Raw genomic sequence first — 15,515 nt, 5'->3', positions numbered from 1 at the left:
TGCAGCTCCTTTATGCGTGTACGTTTACTTGATCGCTCCATCCGACAACCCGGATACGAAATATTTCTGCAACGCCAGAAAAATGACGGTTACCGGCAGAACGGCCAGCACCGCCGCGGCGGATGCCGAACCGAAATCGGAGGAAGTATCGGAGAAAAAGTGCGAGATGGCCAGCGTGATCGTCTGGTTCTGCGGTTTTTGCAAAAAATAGAGCGGGAACTCGTACTCGTTCCACACTTTGAGCCCTTTCAAGATCACGACGGCCGCCGTCACCGGCTTCAGCTGGGGCAGAATGATGCGGAAAAACAACCGGTAATGCCCGCATCCGTCCACTTTGGCCGCTTCATCCAGTTCCTTCGGAATGGTGTTGATGAAGTTGGCGTACAGGAAGATGCCGAGCGGCAGATTGAACGCCGTCGATACGAGCACGATGCCCCAGTACGTGTTGAGCGCATGCAGCTGATGCATGAACGAATAGAGCGGCACGATGACGCTCAGCGTCGGAATCATCATGACGCCGAGAATGGCGTTCATGACGCCGCGGCTCAGCTTCGTCTTGACCCGTGACAGCGGATAGGCCGCGACCGACCCGATCAACACCAGCAGCAGCGCGGTAGCGACGGTCAGGACGACCGTATTGGAGAATGCCCGCAGCAGATGCCCCTCCGTGAACGCTTGCTTGAAATGATCCAGGTAGAAGTACCCCGGGAACCGCCATCTGGACGACAAATCCGTCGTTTTCTTGAAGGCCACGGTTGCGGCGATGTACAGCGGCAGCAGATGGATGGCTGCAAGGCCGATCGCGATGACCGATACGGCCCATTTGGGGAAGCGGCTCATGTCAATGCTCCACCTCTCTTCGATAGAAATACCGGTTCACGCCGACGGTAACGGCCATGATGAACAGAAATAGCGCGATGCCGAGCGACGACGAGTACCCCGCGTTTTGGCTAGTGAAATACGTATAATTAATCAGCGTCGAGAAGGAATGGGTGCTAAAGCCCGGTCCCCCGCCGGTAAGGGCAACGATTAGGTCGAACAATTGCAAGCCGCCGATCAGCTTCAGCGTCACGTTGGCCATGATTGCCGGCGACAACAGCGGCAGCGTGATATGCCTGAATTTGCTCCACCATCCGATGCCGTCGATCTCCGCGGCTTCGTAATACATGCGCGGGATACGCTGAAGGCCTGCCAAATAGATGACCATCGCCTGTCCGACGAACTGGAGCGACGAGATGAACAGAATCAGGCTAATCGCCCGATGCTTGTCCGCCAGCCAATCTACAGGCGCCGCACCGAAGAGAGAGCGCGCGTCGTTCAGCGCGCCCCCGCTGTATTGCAGCAGAAAGTACCAAATATACCCCATGATGAGACCCGATACCATGACCGGCAAATAGACGGCGGCACGGGCCGCGTTTCGGCCGAAAAAATTGCGGTTGAGCAGCAGTGCGTAGAGCAGCCCCCATACGTTTTGAATGACGGCCGATCCGACGCCGTAGAGGAGGGTGTTCACGAAAGCGGTTCGAACATTCGGATCGACGGCTAGTTTGCGATAGTTGTCCAGTCCGATGAAATGATCATGCTGCGAATAGCCGTTCCAGTCGGTGAACGAGATCCGTATCCCTCGCAGCAGCGGATAGAAGACGAATACGCCGATTAATAGGAGCGCGGGAGCGACCATCGCGGCAAGCTGGACCCGCGCCGCTGTTTTGCGCCATGTCATGGTTGTGTCATCCTTCTTCCTTAGGCCTAGCTTAGTTGGCGTTGTTCAAGCGAACGTAATCGTCACTCAACGCGGACTCGGCATGAGCGGGATCCATCGTGCCGGACAGAATGGCCGTGCCGACCGTGCCCAGCGTCGTATACATGCCGTTCGGCAAATATTGCCTGTCGAAGTGGTTCGATACCGCCGCCTGCGCGTACTGGTCGTACACGCTCTGCAGAGCGCCAAGATCGGACTTTACGCCGGTCAAGCCTGCGGGCAGCGCGTACGATTCGGCGATCTTCTGCACATTTTCGGGCTGCGCCAGGAAGTCCAGGAACGTCAACGCCTCTTCCTGATGCTTCGAGTCCTTCCATACGCCGACCGAATCCCGTTCGCCGCTGATCAGGAACGGCTGCGCGCCGTCGCCGCTCACCGGCAGCATCATCATGGATACGGAGGAATCCGGATTGAGCTTCTTGATCTCGGCGATCGTCTGATTGGATTGGAACGCGAAGGCGACTTGATCCTTGGCGAACTGAGCGTAGACGGATGGCTTGTCCGCCGTCAGATTGTCTTTGTTCAGGTAACCCTTGGCCTTCAAATTCAGCACGAAATCCGTCACGGGGCCAAATTGCTTCCAATCGAACGTCTTGCTGTCGAACGCGTCTTTATAGCTTGGGTTGCTCTGGACCAGCAGCGAGAGCGCGATCCGGCTCATAAAACCGGCCGCGTCGCCGTCCTTGCCCGCGATCGCGATTGGCGTCAAGCCGGCTTTCTTGATCGCTTCGCAGTCCGCCAGGAATTGGTCCCAGGTTTGCGGCACGGTCAGGTTTAAGTCCTTCAAGATCTTCGCGTTGTACACGATGCCGCTGATGTCGATATCCATCGGCAGCGCGACGAGATTGCCGGCCATATCCGTTACGACCGGTTTAATCTGGCCTTCGACTTGTCCAGCCCACGAGCGGTCGTTAAGCGGAAGCAGATACTCGCCGAACCGCCGAACCGACCAGCCGGCCGTCGAGAACAGATCCGGCATATCGTTGCTTGCCATCTTGGCCGTCATGAGCGTGTTGAAGTCTTTGCCGAGGTCAGCCACTTCGACGGTAATGCCCTGATGCGCCTGATTGAATTGATCGGTAATCGCCTTGAACGCTTCGAGCGTTCCCCCTGAAGCATTGGTGGAGAAGTTCAGCGTAACCGGATCCTTCGCCGGAGCAGCCGGAGCTGCGTTGCTTGTATCGGCAGGTTTGTTTGCTGCCGCGTTCGCGGGGTTTGAACCGCCGATTGCAGCGGTGTTTTCGCTGCCGTTCGAGCAAGCGGTCGTCAAAATGCTAAATGAGAGTGCGAGCAGGGCTAAACCGTTTCTTTTTTTCATCTTCACCATTCCTATTTTTGGTTTTTTGTGTACAGCATGACGGCAAACCCCAACCAATTCGTTCCGCTTGGTATGTATGCACTCCTAGTGGGCCTCACCTCCTTAAAAAGATCGATTATTGAGAATTAGTAAAAATGACACCGTTGTCAATTCATGCAGTGTGAACCTACCTCACACTCTCGCGGACAATCAATTGCGGGTCCACCTGCACGGGTGCGATCCCCGGATCTCCATCGAGCAGCTTGCCGATCACCGTGAACATTTCGGCAGCCAGTCGCTCGAAATCTTGCCCCATCGTCGTAAGCGGCGGACTGTAATACTTGGAGATCGGGATATTATCGAAGCCGATGACCGATACGTCTTTCGGGATGGATAACCCATGCGCGTAGACCGCGCTAAATACCGCGATCGCCTTCTCGTCGCCGGAGACGAAGAATACCTCGGGCAGTCGCCCCTCCTCGATCCGGCCATCGACGAAATGCTTGATCGCTTCCAAATTGTTCATATCGTAAATGATTTCGAGCCGGTCCTCCGGCACGCCGCGGCGGGCGTAGACTTCTTTGATCGCTTCGGCGCGATCCACGTTGACGTCGATTTCAGCTCCGAGCAGCAAGCATATATTCGTCAATCCCCGATCGATAAGAAACTCGGTGGCCTCTACCATCCCCCGTCTGTTATTATTGGAAATCGATAGGGGTGCTTGCACGTTTTTCTCGAACGAGATGAATGGGATATTGTTTTTATTGGCCAGCTCGATTCGCTTGTCGTTTTCCTGCAAATAGAATAGAACGACTACATCGATGTATCCGCCCGATTTCTCCAGCATGGAATGCTCTAGATCCTGATCGTCATAGATGACCTCCTGAATCAGCGTATATTGTTTGGCGTGCGCTTCCCTGATCATGAAGGACATCAAATAATCGAACCATTGCGTCGTGTTTTGCCCGTGGGTCTTGCGGATTGAGACGAGAATATTGATATTCGTCTTGTTGCTCAGATTTTGCGCGTAGCTATTGGGCTTGAAATTGGTTTCCCCGATGACCTTCAAGATCTTCTCGCGCGTGCTCGGCTTGACGCTAGCTTCTTCGTTAATAACGCGCGAGACTGTTTTGAACGAAAAACCCGACATTTTCGCGATGTCCCGAATCGTATAGTTGCGTTCCAAATTCATCTCTCCAGTTTGGTTTTATGACACCGTTGTCATTATCGAATCGTGTTTATAGGATTTCATACGCTCCATCATAAGAATATCATTTGATTGTTAACTTCATATCATGTTGGTGTTAAGGAATTATAAAGAGGAGATGTGAGCGCAAAAAAAATCAAGCATATTCTTGCCTTATCTATAATCAAGCATAACGTTGCCAAAGCGGCAATATTATGGTTGATTGCACAGCGGTCGAAGAGCGAGTCGGGAAAGCTTAAACTTCACCAAATGGGTGTAAACAAGTAATACGCTGTAATTCGAAGGGAGACATAAACGATGACCAATGAAGTGAGACTGGAGTCTGAAGCGCAGAAATTCGTAGAAGACACGGCGAATCCGCCCTACTTGTATGAGCTGGGGCCTGAGAAGGGCCGAAAGACGGTGGATGAGGTGCAGTCGAGTCCTGTCGTAAAACCGGAGGTCGATCTCGAGGAGCGCTCGATACCGGGAGGACCCAAGGGAGAAGTGTCGGTAACGATCCTGAAGCCGACAAACGCCACGGCCCGAATGCCGGTTATCGTCTATATCCATGGCGCCGGATGGGTGTTCGGAAATGCTCACACGCATGACCGGCTGATTCGAGAACTGGCTGTGGGATCGGATTCCATAGTGGTGTTCCCGAATTACAGCCTGTCCCCGGAGAACAAATACCCTATTGCGATCGAGGAGATCTATGCCGTCGTTAAATGGGTTGCCGAGCACGGGGAAGAAATCGGCGCCGATCCCGCCAAGCTGACCGTTGGCGGAGACAGCGTCGGTGGAAACATGACCGCAGCCGTCACGCTTATGGCGAAGGAACGCGGGGGCCCCGCTATCCAGAAGCAGTTGCTGTTCTATCCGGTAACGGATGCCTCGTTCGATACGGATTCCTACAAGCAATTCGAGAAGGGTTATTTCCTAAGCCGGGAAGGGATGCAATGGTTCTGGGATCAATATACGACCAACCCCGCGGAACGGGCGCAAATCACGGCATCGCCGCTTCGTGCCTCCACCGAACAGTTGAAGGGGCTGCCGCCTGCTCTTGTCATCACGGGCGAGGCCGATGTTCTGCGAGATGAGGGAGAAGCCTATGCCAACAAGCTTCGCGAAGCTGGCGTTCGAGTGACTTCCGCACGCTTTCAGGGCATCATTCACGACTTCGTCATGCTGAACGCGCTAGCCGAAACCGCCGCAGCAAGAGGCGCGCTGGCGCTGGCGAACGCCTGGCTGAAGGAAACGTAAACGGATTCCGCAAAACCGAAAACCGATCATGAGATTATCTCCTCACAATAACAGAGAGGAGGTTTTTTCATGACCGTAATTAGATTTTTCACTTGAATCTTGCTACACCCTGATGTAAATATAAAGATACGACAAGCAGCAGGAATAAACATCAGAACCCCACAACGATAAGGAGTGGAATTATGAAATTACTGCTCACTTCCGCAGGCATCAAAAACCAAAGCATACGCGACGCGTTGGTTGACATGCTGGGCAAACCGATTGCCGAGTGTAGCGCCCTTTGCATTCCTACTGCAATCTACGCCATACCCGGTGGTGCCGGCCACGCATGGCAGTTCGTTAGCGGACAATCCTCCACGCCGATGTGTGAGCTGGGCTGGAAGTCCATGGGGGTTCTCGAGCTCACCGCGTTGCCTAGCATCGATGAAAAGCTATGGATTCCTATGGTCAAGGAAACCGATGTTCTTCTAGTGAATGGCGGTGACCCCTTGTATCTGTATTACTGGATGCGGCAGTCCGGACTGGCGGACCTCTTGCCGTCGCTGAACTTAGTCTATGTGGGACTGAGTGCCGGGAGCATGGTGATGGCACCTAGTATCGGGAATTTCTTCGTTGGGTGGACTCCACCAAGCGGTGGCGATGAGACGCTGGGACTGGTTGATTTTGCAATATTTCCGCATCTGGGTCACGAGATGCTACCGCATAACACCATGGCTAATGCAGAGAGATGGGCTGCCGGGATGCAAGGGCCAGCGTATGCGATTGATGATCAGACCGCCATCAAAGTGATCGACGGAGCGGTCGAAGTTGTCTCCGAAGGCCATTGGAAACTGTTGTCGCCCATATAATCGAGGTGAAGGATAATGGTGATATTAGTCATTCGGCATGGCGAAGCAGAGGATGAAACGGTAAATGTTCTTGAGCCGTTAACAAGCTTAGGCATAGAACAAAGCAACAAGATGTCCTTACGTGTTTCAAGAGATTTTCCGCCGGAAACGATTTGGTCAAGCAAGCTTCAACGCGCAAGGCAAACGGCGAACATTTTAGGGAATACCGTCGATTGCGAAGTAAAATACCTTGATGATCTGCGCGAGCAAGAGGAACATGAAAGCGACTTGATATTCTATGAACGAGTCCAGCGAATTTTTGCTTACATCAAAGAGAATAGTAAGCCATTTAAAAGGGTTGCCATAGTTTCTCACGGAGGAACGATAACGAAGCTCATTGAAAATTTTCTTCAGCTGCCTTCGAACAATAATGTCTGGTTTCATACCGACAACACCGGCATTCATTTCTTGGACTATCACCCCAAGGCGGACATCATTAGATATTCGAATTGCACCCGTCATTTGAACGAGGTAAGGTAGTTTAATAAAAGCGGTAGTCTAGGACTTTAATTTCTCGTCCAAGACTACCGCTTTTTTATTAACTTAGGGTGATTTCCTTCTTCCAAGTCAGCTCTTTGCCTTGATCGTTCTTGAACAAGAAGATAACCTGCCCCTTCTCGCCTTTCATCGTATCCGGATAGAAGAAGCCCGAGAATTGTCCGTCGCCGCTAATGTAGAAGCCGTCTTCTCCGTTACCGCCGTGTTGAGCGGCTTCCTGCACCGTATTTACGATCTTGCTCTTATCGGAGAGCCATTGCATTTCGGTCATCATGTAACCTTCCGGTACTTTGTTTAAGACGAAATCGAAGCTGTTACCCTCGATAGGCTTAGGAGTCTGGTCGATGACGATCAATATTTCCTGCTCGGGATCCGCCGAAGCTTGTTCGTTGCCCGACGGCGCGTTCCCTTGACTAGCTTCCGGCGGCTTCGAATTCACGCTATCCGATGGTCCGGAGCTCGCTTTCGCGCCGCATGCGCTGATTAGAAGGAGAACGAACAGTGCCGTGATCAGATGGAAAATTTTCTTGTTATTCATTGGGTGTTTCCCCGCTTTCGTTTAATGTGTAATAAAACGCAACGCCTTGCTTCGTGTTCCTGGCGCCAAACTCGCTTTCATGAAGCTCCAGAATATGCTTGACGATCGCGAGTCCCAGTCCGGTTCCTCCGGATTTGCGATCCCGCGAGCGCTCGACCCGATAAAACTGATCCCATATCCGGCTCAGATCTTCCTCGGCAATCGGCGAACCGACGTTTTCGATAGTGGTAGTAATCTTTCCCGCCGCCGAGCGTTGGATACTAACGGTAATAATGCTGCTATCCGCTGCATGCCGAATGGCATTGCTCAATAAATTAAGAACGACCTGTTCGATTCTTCTGGTATCCGCCGTTACGAACATCTCTTCCTCTTCGTCCGCGGTTATCTTGATTTGAAGCTGCTTGCTCTCCAACTGTCGGGAAAACGAATCAACTACCCTTCGGACAAGGCTCGTCGCGGATACGCTTCGCGGCTGCAAACGAATAGCGTTCACTTCGAATTTGGAAAGCTCGAGCATGTCCATGATCAGCGCGTTCATCCGATCCGTTTCGTTTACGATTAAGGCGAGGTACCTGTCTCTTTTATCGCTCGCCACCCCGTCTTGAAGCCCTTCCGCGAAGCCTTTGACGATGCCAAGAGGAGTTTTCAACTCATGGGAAATATTCGCGATCAGTTCTTTGCGAAGCTCCTCCGATCGCTTCTTTTCCTCCACGTCCTCCTGCAGCTTCTCGTTCGCGCGGGTGAGCTCCTTCAAGGTAACATCCAAGTTCCGCGACAACTCGATCATATCGCGCGATAGATCCCCGAATTCATCCTTGGAACGGATTTCGGGTTGCGCGCTGAAGTCCAGCTTGGCGAGACGAGCCGCCGAACGGCTTAAAGCGACTAACGGCCTCGACACCATTTTGGAGTAAAACAAGGACAGAACGATCGCAAGCGCGACGATGATCGGCGCCATGTATACGAAATATTGCTGGAGCGTTTCGACGGCTTCCCCGACTGGCTGCAGGGAGGTCATCACGAATAAATAACGGTCTCCGTTCGTCCCTTTAGACAGCGATCGAATGATAACCTCATATTCGACTCCGCTCCACTTGTCCGTCCATTTCTCCCGTACGGTCAACCCTTTTCGCAAAGCGGAACGGTTCTGTTCCGCTTTCTCTCTTAGGTCCAGAACGGCGTTATCCATAAGCGTATCCTGGTAGAGAGGATTGAACGACCTCTGCTCGGGAAGCATAATATCCGTTATTGTACCCGTTACCCGCACCAAGCTCTTCTCGGGGAGCGCGTTTGCCGTTCGCCGTATTTCGACCGGATGCATGACGGTATCCTTCTCGTCCATGAAAATTCCGTCTACGACCAGCGAATCGCCGATTTGAAGCCCGTGCGGGATATCGTCCATGGTCATTCCGTCTCTCGGAATGCTGACGGTAACGGTTTTACCGTCAGCTTGAAGCTCCAGGTAATACGGATTGATGTCCGTCCGCCCGAATTCCTCGTTCATGATGGCGGTACTGCTATCGTTATGATTCATGAAGTCCCCAAGCAGCCGCGAGACCTCGCGCTCGTCGGATTGCGCCTGCTCGAACGTCTCCGCGAATTCGCTCATGTTCCGTTCCAGCTCGTTGATCTTGGACGAACGGTAAAACCGCTCGAAAAACAAGCCCTCCGCAAGCATCGCCAAGGAAAAAACAATGAGAATCAGGACCGACGTTACGACGAACAGCTTTAAGACTACGCCGTTCCTTCTCATGCTTCCGTTTCGAATTTATAGCCCGAACGAATCACGGTACTTATATATCGACCCTCGTCCCCGAGCTTGGCCCGCAGCTTCTTGATATGGGTATCCACCGTGCGCAAGTCTCCCAAGTAATCATACCCCCATACGGAATCCAAAATATATTCGCGGGATAAGACCTTGCCATAGTTCTTGACGAGAAAGAGAAGCAATTCATATTCCTTCGGCGACAGATTAACCGAATTTCCCGCTACCGATACCGCATGCGCTTCTCTGTTCACCGACAGATCGCCATAGATTAGCATGTCGCTTTCGCGACCTATGGTGCCTTCCGTTCTTTTCATCAACGCGATAGCCCGCGCTACCAATACTCTAGGACTAAACGGCTTAGTCACGTATTCGTCGGCCCCCAGCTCGAAGCCCATCACTTGATCGTCGTCTTCCGCCCTCGCCGTGATCATGATAATCGGGACGTCCGACTTCGCGCGAATGCGCCTGCATACCGACCATCCGTCCATCTCGGGCATCATTATGTCCAGAACGACAAGGTCGACAGGTGTCTGATCGAAAATGTCGAGCGCAATTCTGCCGTTCTCCGCTTCGAGCACTTCCCATCGTTCCTTCTTGAAATAATCCGTTATGAATTCTCGCATAAGCATATCGTCTTCGACCAACAATATTCTTCGTATCATTGCAGTACACTCCATAAGGAAGCTTAGTCGATCTATTCCTATAATATTATTGTTACCTGAACACCTCCGTTTCTAATCTCAAGACCGAGTATAGAGGACTCCTGTGTCCATCGTGTGTATTCCGTGTGCATGAAAAAAGAAATAACCACTCTTCGGTAGAAGAGGGGCCGTTGCGCTTTGCATAACATAGTCGAATTAACCGACTATGGCGGTCTCAATTCCAAACATCACCCTCCCATAGTCGAATTAATCGACCATGGCAGTCGCAATCCCAACCATCACCCTCCCACAGTCGAATTAATCGACCATATCTCGAAAGTAGTAACCAAAAAATCGACGGACGAGGCACATTCGGCGAGAATAGAGCGGCTACGCCGCTTTAAATCGACGGAGTAAGCACATTTGGCGGGCATAGAGCGGCTACGCCGCTTTAACTCGACGGAGGAGGCACATTCGGCGGGTATAGCGCGGCTACGCCGCTTTAAATCGGCGGAGGAGGCACATTCGGCGGATATAGATCGGCTACGCCGCTTTAAATTGGCGGAGGAGGCACATTCGACGGATATAGAGCGGCTACACCGCTTTAAATCGACGTAGGAGGCACATTCGGCGAGAATAAAGCGGCTACGCCGCTTTAAATCGGCGGAGGAGGCACATTCGGCGGATATAGATCGGCTACGCCGCTTTAAAAAAGAATTAGCGTCACAGGGAAACACCCTATGCCGCTAATTCTCTTCTTTGGCTACAACCGAGCAGTCGGATCAGTGAATCAAACTACTGTCGCATCAATCTCTCTTTTATTTCGAGATTAATAAACCGTCTTCCATTCCGCGATATTCGATGCGTCGAATTTGAACGGAGCGCCGAGCATGATTTGCGTGCCTTCGCCGTCTTGGATGACTTCTTTGTCGCCCAGGGTGCCCGCCGTGAATTTGTCGCCTACTTTTCCCGTGATCTTGCCGTCAACCAACGCGGCGGCCGTGTAGCCGGACAGATATCCGACATCGATCGGATTCCACAGGTACATCCACGGGCATATGCCGCTCTCGATATACTCAGCCATCTCGCTCGGCAATCCGAGACCGGTCAGCTGTACTTTTCCTTTAAGGCCCTTGTCCGTCAGCACTTTGCCGGCCGCCGCGATTCCAACGGTCGTCGGAGCGATGATGCCCTTCAGATCCGGGTAAGATTTAAGCAGCGCTTCCGCCTCGGACACGCTCTTGTCCCGAAGGTCGTCGCCGTACGCGACTTTGACGAGCTTAACGTCTTTGTATTTCGGGTCCTCAAGCTCCTTTTTCATCCACTCGATCCACGCGTTCTGGTTCGTAGCTTGGGAAGTCGCGCTTAAGATCGCGATCTCTCCGGAACCGCCGATCATCTCTACGACGCCTTGGATCAACGTACGTCCGATCAGCTCGGGATCTGCTTGGTTAACGTGAACCAATCGGCTCTTCGCATTAACGGCGGAGTCCAGGGACAACACTTTGATGCCGGCTTTCATTGCCTTCTCCAGTGCGGGTTGCAAGGCATCCGGGTCGTTGGCGGCAATGCCGATCGCGGCGACCTTCTGCGAGATGAGCTCCTCGATCATGGCGATCTGAGCCTCGGCGGTCGGTTGATCCGGCGCTTTCAGAATCGCCTCGTAACCCAACTCTTCGATCGCGTTCTTGTAGCCGTCCATTTGCTTCTCGCCGTAAGGATTGCCCGTATTCTTGAAGATGATGGCGAATTTCTTCTTGCCCCCCGCATCGCCGGATGCCGCCGGGCTTGCGCTGTCGCCTGCGTTGTTGTTGTTTCCGCAAGCCGCGACCACAGTCATCAGGAAGACGACGGCCAGACAGGTAACGATAAACTTTTTCATTTTTTATTTCCTCCCTATTCAGATCTGTTTTTTATCTATACAGAACGGTCGGATAACCGTCTTGTAACGCGGGTTATATTCTTCGCATAGAGGCAAAGCGTTGCTTCAGCTGCGGAATCGCCACGGACAGAATAAGCAGCAGTCCAAGGATGATCAGAAGCATTTGGGCGGACACGTTCACTAGACCTAACCCGTAACGGAGGAAGCCGATCAGGAATACCGCCAGAATAGCCCCGATCATCCTGCCTTTGCCTCCCGCGGTGCTAATTCCGCCCAGCACGACCATAGCGATGACTTCAAGCTCGTACCCGGAAGCGATGTTCGGTCTCGTGCTTCCCATCCTAGAGGTTAAGAACATGGCTGTTACCGCCGACATCAAGCCCGCGAGCGTGAAGACCAGCACCTTGATCTTGTCTACTTGAACGCCGGAGTATCGGCTTGCGGTCGCGTTGTTGCCGATCGCGTATACCCTTCTGCCGAAAACCGTCTTATGAAGAAGCCATCCGAATCCGATGGCGCAAACCGCGAAAGCGATAAGAATAAAGGGAATGCCGCCGATATACTCCCAGCCGAGATATTGGAACCAGTCCGGGAATTTGCCCGATGCTTGGTCCTTAAGCAAGATATAGGCAATGCCCCGGTAAATGATCATGGTCGCGAGCGTCACGATAACGGACGACAGCTCCTTAAACCTGACGACCAGCATGCCGTTGATCCATCCGCAGATCGTCCCGACCGCCAGACCGGCGACCATCGCCCATCCCATCGGCAATCCGTGGTTGAACAGGTCCGCCATAATGACTGATGACAGAGTGACGATCGAGGCGACGGAGATATCGATGTCTCCCATTAGAATAATGAATACCATCGGAAGCACGATGAAGGCTTTATCGAGGAATCCCATCGTGGCGTCCCTCAGGTTGTCGTACTCCAGGAAATACTCGGACAAGCTCGCGTTCATGACGGACACGGCCAGGATCAAAACGACGAGCAACCATTCCCATTGGAGGAAAAACGACTTAAACGTAAACTCCTTCTTGTTCGCGAGCACTCTCGGTTCCATCGTTAGATTTTCCTCCTCATCAGATGATTGCGGTCGATCCCGCGCTTGACCAGAGCATTGATCAACACGGCTATGAGGATGATCGTCCCTTGGATGAACATCTGCCAGAACGGCGACACGTCGATCATCGGCAGGGCATTGTTCAATATCCCGAGCAGGACGGAGCCTAATACGATTCCGGAAATTTTACCGACGCCGCCGGCAATGCTCACTCCTCCGAGCACGCATGCCGCGATGACGCTAAGCTCGTACCCCGAAGCCGTATCCCCTTGCGCGGAAGCGAATTTGGAAACCCACAGCACGCCGGCCAATCCGGACAAGCCGCCCATTATCGTATACACGAGCCATAGAACCCTGCCCGAGCGAATTCCGCTGATCGTCGCCGAATCCGGATTGCTGCCGACCGCGTAGATCCTCCTGCCGGAACGGGTATGGCTAATGAAGTAATAAGCGACGATATAGATCGCGACGGCGATCAGAATCAGGTTGTTAACTCCGAAAAGAGTCCCGGTCGCGATCGCCTTGAAGCCCGTCGGCATCTGATGGGCGCTGACCCACTTCCCGCCGCTAGCCTCGAAGGTCAGCCCGCGGTAGACGTTCATCATTCCGAGCGTTGCGATGATCGGCAGAATGTTGACCCAAGCGACCAAGCAGCCGATCACCATGCCGCATATCAAGCCGATACCGATGCCCGACGCTATCGCGAGCAGCGGATGTATTCCCGGGTAATGACTGACCAGCAATGCGGAGATCATTCCCGAGACGGCGAGAGTAGCGCCGATCGACAGATCGATTCCCCTCGTAATGATGACCAGCATCATCCCGACGGCCAGAATGCTGAGTATCGCCGTATTCGTCGCGATATCGCTAATGTTCTCCCAAGTCAGGAAGCTGGGATTGCGAAGCTGTACGCCGACCGACAGCAAGAGAATAAAGCCGAGCAAACCCAGCTCCCTGAACTTCCCGATCATCTCGCTAACCGATCTGGCCGGCTTGCCTATGTTGATCTGCGCTCCCGGTACGCCGGCGGATTCCGTTATTTGCCGTTTCATGCTTCGGCCCTCCTTCCTTCGAGCGCCCCGGGTGCCGTGTCATCCATAGACGCCTTCAGAATCGCTTCTTGCGTCAAGACTTCGCGATCCAGCATCGCCGTTATCCGGCCTTCCCGCATAACCGCCACTCTGTCGCACATCCCTATGACCTCCGGCATTTCCGAGGAAACGAGAACGATGCCGTATCCGGATCGCGCCAGCTCGTTGATCATTTCGTAGATTGCCGACTTGGCTCCGACGTCCACGCCTTTGGTCGGTTCATCCAGAATCAGCACGTCTAGTTCCGCAGTCAGCAGCTTCGCGAACACGACCTTCTGCTGGTTTCCTCCCGACAGGGAACTGACCAGATCGAATACGCTCTTCGCCTTGACGCCGACTTTCTCGGCGAGCGACTTCGCGACTTCAAGCTCCTTCCGCTTATCGATTGCCCCTCCGCCGGAGAATTTCTCCAACGCGGATAGCGTAATATTCCGCCCGATATCCCATTGGAGTACAAGCCCTTGCTTCTGCCGGTCCTCGGAAAGGTAACCGATTCCCTGACGCATCGCGTCGCGGGGATTGCGTACCTTCAGCTCCTTGCCCTTGAAGATCACCTTTCCCTTGTCGTATCTCTCCACTCCGAAGAGCGTTTGACATACTTCCGTTCTCCCCGCTCCGACCAGACCCGTCAATCCAAGAATTTCTCCTCGGCGCAGAGAGAAGGACACATCGGCGAAATAACCGGCTTTCCCAAGCCCCTCCACGCGTAGAATCTCTTCGCCGATGTTCGCTTCCTTCTTCGGGAACAGCTGGGAGATTTCCCGTCCTACCATCGCGACGATCAAGTCCGAATTCGCGATCTCGTCCACGTTCCATGTACCTATATATTTGGAATCCCGGAAGACGGTCACCTTGCTCGCCAGCCGGTACATATCCTCGAACCTGTGGGAGATGAAAATGATCGAAGCCCCGTTGTCGCGAAGCCGCTCCGCGATCCTGTATAATTCCTCGCTTTCGTTGCTCGTCAGCGCCGCCGTCGGTTCGTCCATGATGATGATTTTCGCGTCCACGGATAATGCCTTGGCTATTTCCACTAGCTGTTGCTCGGCTACGCTTAACGCGCCCATCGGAGTCCTCGGATCGAAGCCCGCCCCAAGCTCGCCAAGAAGCCGCTCCGCCTCCTTATGCATGTCATCCCACAGGATGCACCGCGTTCTCCTCCGTATCTTCTCGTGTCCCATGAATATATTTTCCGTTACGCTAAGATCCGGGTAACAGGTGACATGCTGATAGATGGCCGCGATTCCCGCTTTCTGCGCGTCCGTAGGATGGTTAAACGCCACCTGCCGGCCATTCAGATACATTTCTCCCTCTTCGGGAGCGTGAACCCCGGTTATGACCTTAATGAAAGTCGATTTACCCGCTCCGTTTTCCCCCATCAAAGCATGAATTTCCCCGGTTTTTAATTTGAAATAGACGTCGTCCAGCGCCTTGATGCCCGGAAAAATTTTGGTGATGCCTTTGAGCTCCAACGCGTATTCCGAATCGGCCATGCCCGTTCCCTCCCTCTCTACTGATGCCTGCCTTTCTCGTAACCTTAAGATACAGGCGCTAGAACGCGCTCCATAGGAGACAATGTTCAGATAGGGGGGATAAACCACGGGCGTTCGGAATAAAAAAATACCCCGAGTCCATCGGC

Annotated in this window: 14 protein-coding genes; 3 read left to right on the top strand and 11 right to left on the bottom strand. The window is 53.2% G+C overall.

From position 1 onward, the window contains the following. Nucleotides 1–24: 24 nt before the first annotated feature. From DFP95_RS05320 to DFP95_RS05305, 4 genes are all read right to left on the bottom strand, one after another. A complete protein-coding gene (locus tag DFP95_RS05320; protein ID WP_115991547.1) occupies nucleotides 25–840 on the bottom strand; it encodes a carbohydrate ABC transporter permease in 816 nt (271 codons plus the stop codon). 1 nt (nucleotide 841) lies between these two features. Continuing rightward, a complete protein-coding gene (locus tag DFP95_RS05315; protein WP_220376326.1) occupies nucleotides 842–1,723 on the bottom strand; it encodes a carbohydrate ABC transporter permease in 882 nt (293 codons plus the stop codon). 31 nt (nucleotides 1,724–1,754) lie between these two features. Then, a complete protein-coding gene (locus DFP95_RS05310) occupies nucleotides 1,755–3,080 on the bottom strand; it encodes an ABC transporter substrate-binding protein (RefSeq protein ID WP_181907269.1) in 1,326 nt (441 codons plus the stop codon). Nucleotides 3,081–3,246: 166 nt separating this feature from the next. Beyond that, nucleotides 3,247–4,245: a LacI family DNA-binding transcriptional regulator gene (locus DFP95_RS05305; protein WP_181907268.1), complete on the bottom strand. Its 999-nt coding sequence runs from the start codon at nucleotides 4,243–4,245 to the stop codon at nucleotides 3,247–3,249. 318 nt (nucleotides 4,246–4,563) lie between these two features. Here DFP95_RS05305 and DFP95_RS05300 point away from each other — a divergent pair, with 318 nt between their 5' ends. The 3 genes from DFP95_RS05300 (at nucleotide 4,564) to DFP95_RS05290 (ending at nucleotide 6,875) form a co-directional block, all read left to right on the top strand. Then, a complete protein-coding gene (locus DFP95_RS05300) occupies nucleotides 4,564–5,508 on the top strand; it encodes an alpha/beta hydrolase (protein ID WP_115991544.1) in 945 nt (314 codons plus the stop codon). 182 nt (nucleotides 5,509–5,690) lie between these two features. Next, on the top strand, nucleotides 5,691–6,356 hold the full coding sequence (locus DFP95_RS05295; RefSeq protein WP_115991543.1) for a Type 1 glutamine amidotransferase-like domain-containing protein: 666 nt from the start codon (nucleotides 5,691–5,693) through the stop codon (nucleotides 6,354–6,356). 15 nt (nucleotides 6,357–6,371) lie between these two features. Beyond that, nucleotides 6,372–6,875 carry a phosphoglycerate mutase family protein gene (locus DFP95_RS05290; protein ID WP_115991542.1) on the top strand — a complete coding sequence of 168 codons (504 nt, stop codon included), beginning with the start codon at nucleotides 6,372–6,374 and terminating at the stop codon, nucleotides 6,873–6,875. 58 nt (nucleotides 6,876–6,933) lie between these two features. Here DFP95_RS05290 and DFP95_RS05285 read toward each other — a convergent pair whose 3' ends face one another. The 7 genes from DFP95_RS05285 to DFP95_RS05255 form a co-directional block, all read right to left on the bottom strand. Beyond that, nucleotides 6,934–7,431, bottom strand: coding sequence for an LptM family lipoprotein (locus DFP95_RS05285; protein ID WP_115991541.1), 498 nt, complete (start codon nucleotides 7,429–7,431; stop codon nucleotides 6,934–6,936). Beyond that, nucleotides 7,424–9,184, bottom strand: coding sequence for a sensor histidine kinase (locus DFP95_RS05280; RefSeq protein WP_115991540.1), 1,761 nt, complete (start codon nucleotides 9,182–9,184; stop codon nucleotides 7,424–7,426). The genes DFP95_RS05285 and DFP95_RS05280 overlap by 8 nt, the downstream gene beginning before the upstream one ends. Then, nucleotides 9,181–9,861, bottom strand: coding sequence for a response regulator transcription factor (locus DFP95_RS05275; RefSeq protein ID WP_115991539.1), 681 nt, complete (start codon nucleotides 9,859–9,861; stop codon nucleotides 9,181–9,183). Before DFP95_RS05275 ends, DFP95_RS05280 begins: the two co-directional genes overlap by 4 nt. An 808-nt stretch (nucleotides 9,862–10,669) precedes the next feature. Beyond that, entirely contained in the window at nucleotides 10,670–11,722 is a 1,053-nt protein-coding gene (gene rhaS, locus DFP95_RS05270) for a rhamnose ABC transporter substrate-binding protein (protein WP_115991538.1), read from the bottom strand. 73 nt (nucleotides 11,723–11,795) lie between these two features. Further along, nucleotides 11,796–12,785 (bottom strand): ABC transporter permease, encoded by a 990-nt coding sequence (locus DFP95_RS05265; RefSeq protein WP_115991537.1) that lies wholly within the window; start codon nucleotides 12,783–12,785, stop codon nucleotides 11,796–11,798. 2 nt (nucleotides 12,786–12,787) lie between these two features. Further along, complete coding sequence (locus DFP95_RS05260; protein WP_115991536.1) at nucleotides 12,788–13,837, bottom strand: ABC transporter permease; 1,050 nt, start codon at nucleotides 13,835–13,837, stop codon at nucleotides 12,788–12,790. Then, entirely contained in the window at nucleotides 13,834–15,369 is a 1,536-nt protein-coding gene (locus DFP95_RS05255) for a sugar ABC transporter ATP-binding protein (RefSeq protein ID WP_115991535.1), read from the bottom strand. The genes DFP95_RS05260 and DFP95_RS05255 overlap by 4 nt, the downstream gene beginning before the upstream one ends. Nucleotides 15,370–15,515: the final 146 nt, after the last annotated feature.

Origin of the sequence: Cohnella lupini, from assembly GCF_003386205.1 — a bacterium.
Lineage (GTDB): Bacteria > Bacillota > Bacilli > Paenibacillales > Paenibacillaceae > Cohnella > Cohnella lupini.
The sequence above is the reverse complement of the archived record's forward strand: the minus strand, read 5'-3'. Positions and strand labels throughout refer to the sequence as shown.

What these genes read in the sequence shown, in the direction of transcription:
- DFP95_RS05320 (WP_115991547.1), bottom strand. Translation starts at nt 840, where the DNA reads ATGAGCCGCTTCCCCAAATGGGCCGTATCGGTCATCGCGATCGGCCTT.
- DFP95_RS05315 (WP_220376326.1), bottom strand. Translation starts at nt 1,723, where the DNA reads ATGACATGGCGCAAAACAGCGGCGCGGGTCCAGCTTGCCGCGATGGTC.
- DFP95_RS05310 (WP_181907269.1), bottom strand. Translation starts at nt 3,080, where the DNA reads ATGAAAAAAAGAAACGGTTTAGCCCTGCTCGCACTCTCATTTAGCATT.
- DFP95_RS05300 (WP_115991544.1), top strand. Translation starts at nt 4,564, where the DNA reads ATGACCAATGAAGTGAGACTGGAGTCTGAAGCGCAGAAATTCGTAGAA.
- DFP95_RS05295 (WP_115991543.1), top strand. Translation starts at nt 5,691, where the DNA reads ATGAAATTACTGCTCACTTCCGCAGGCATCAAAAACCAAAGCATACGC.
- DFP95_RS05290 (WP_115991542.1), top strand. Translation starts at nt 6,372, where the DNA reads ATGGTGATATTAGTCATTCGGCATGGCGAAGCAGAGGATGAAACGGTA.
- DFP95_RS05285 (WP_115991541.1), bottom strand. Translation starts at nt 7,431, where the DNA reads ATGAATAACAAGAAAATTTTCCATCTGATCACGGCACTGTTCGTTCTC.
- DFP95_RS05280 (WP_115991540.1), bottom strand. Translation starts at nt 9,184, where the DNA reads ATGAGAAGGAACGGCGTAGTCTTAAAGCTGTTCGTCGTAACGTCGGTC.
- DFP95_RS05275 (WP_115991539.1), bottom strand. Translation starts at nt 9,861, where the DNA reads ATGATACGAAGAATATTGTTGGTCGAAGACGATATGCTTATGCGAGAA.
- rhaS (WP_115991538.1), bottom strand. Translation starts at nt 11,722, where the DNA reads ATGAAAAAGTTTATCGTTACCTGTCTGGCCGTCGTCTTCCTGATGACT.
- DFP95_RS05265 (WP_115991537.1), bottom strand. Translation starts at nt 12,785, where the DNA reads ATGGAACCGAGAGTGCTCGCGAACAAGAAGGAGTTTACGTTTAAGTCG.
- DFP95_RS05260 (WP_115991536.1), bottom strand. Translation starts at nt 13,837, where the DNA reads ATGAAACGGCAAATAACGGAATCCGCCGGCGTACCGGGAGCGCAGATC.
- DFP95_RS05255 (WP_115991535.1), bottom strand. Translation starts at nt 15,369, where the DNA reads ATGGCCGATTCGGAATACGCGTTGGAGCTCAAAGGCATCACCAAAATT.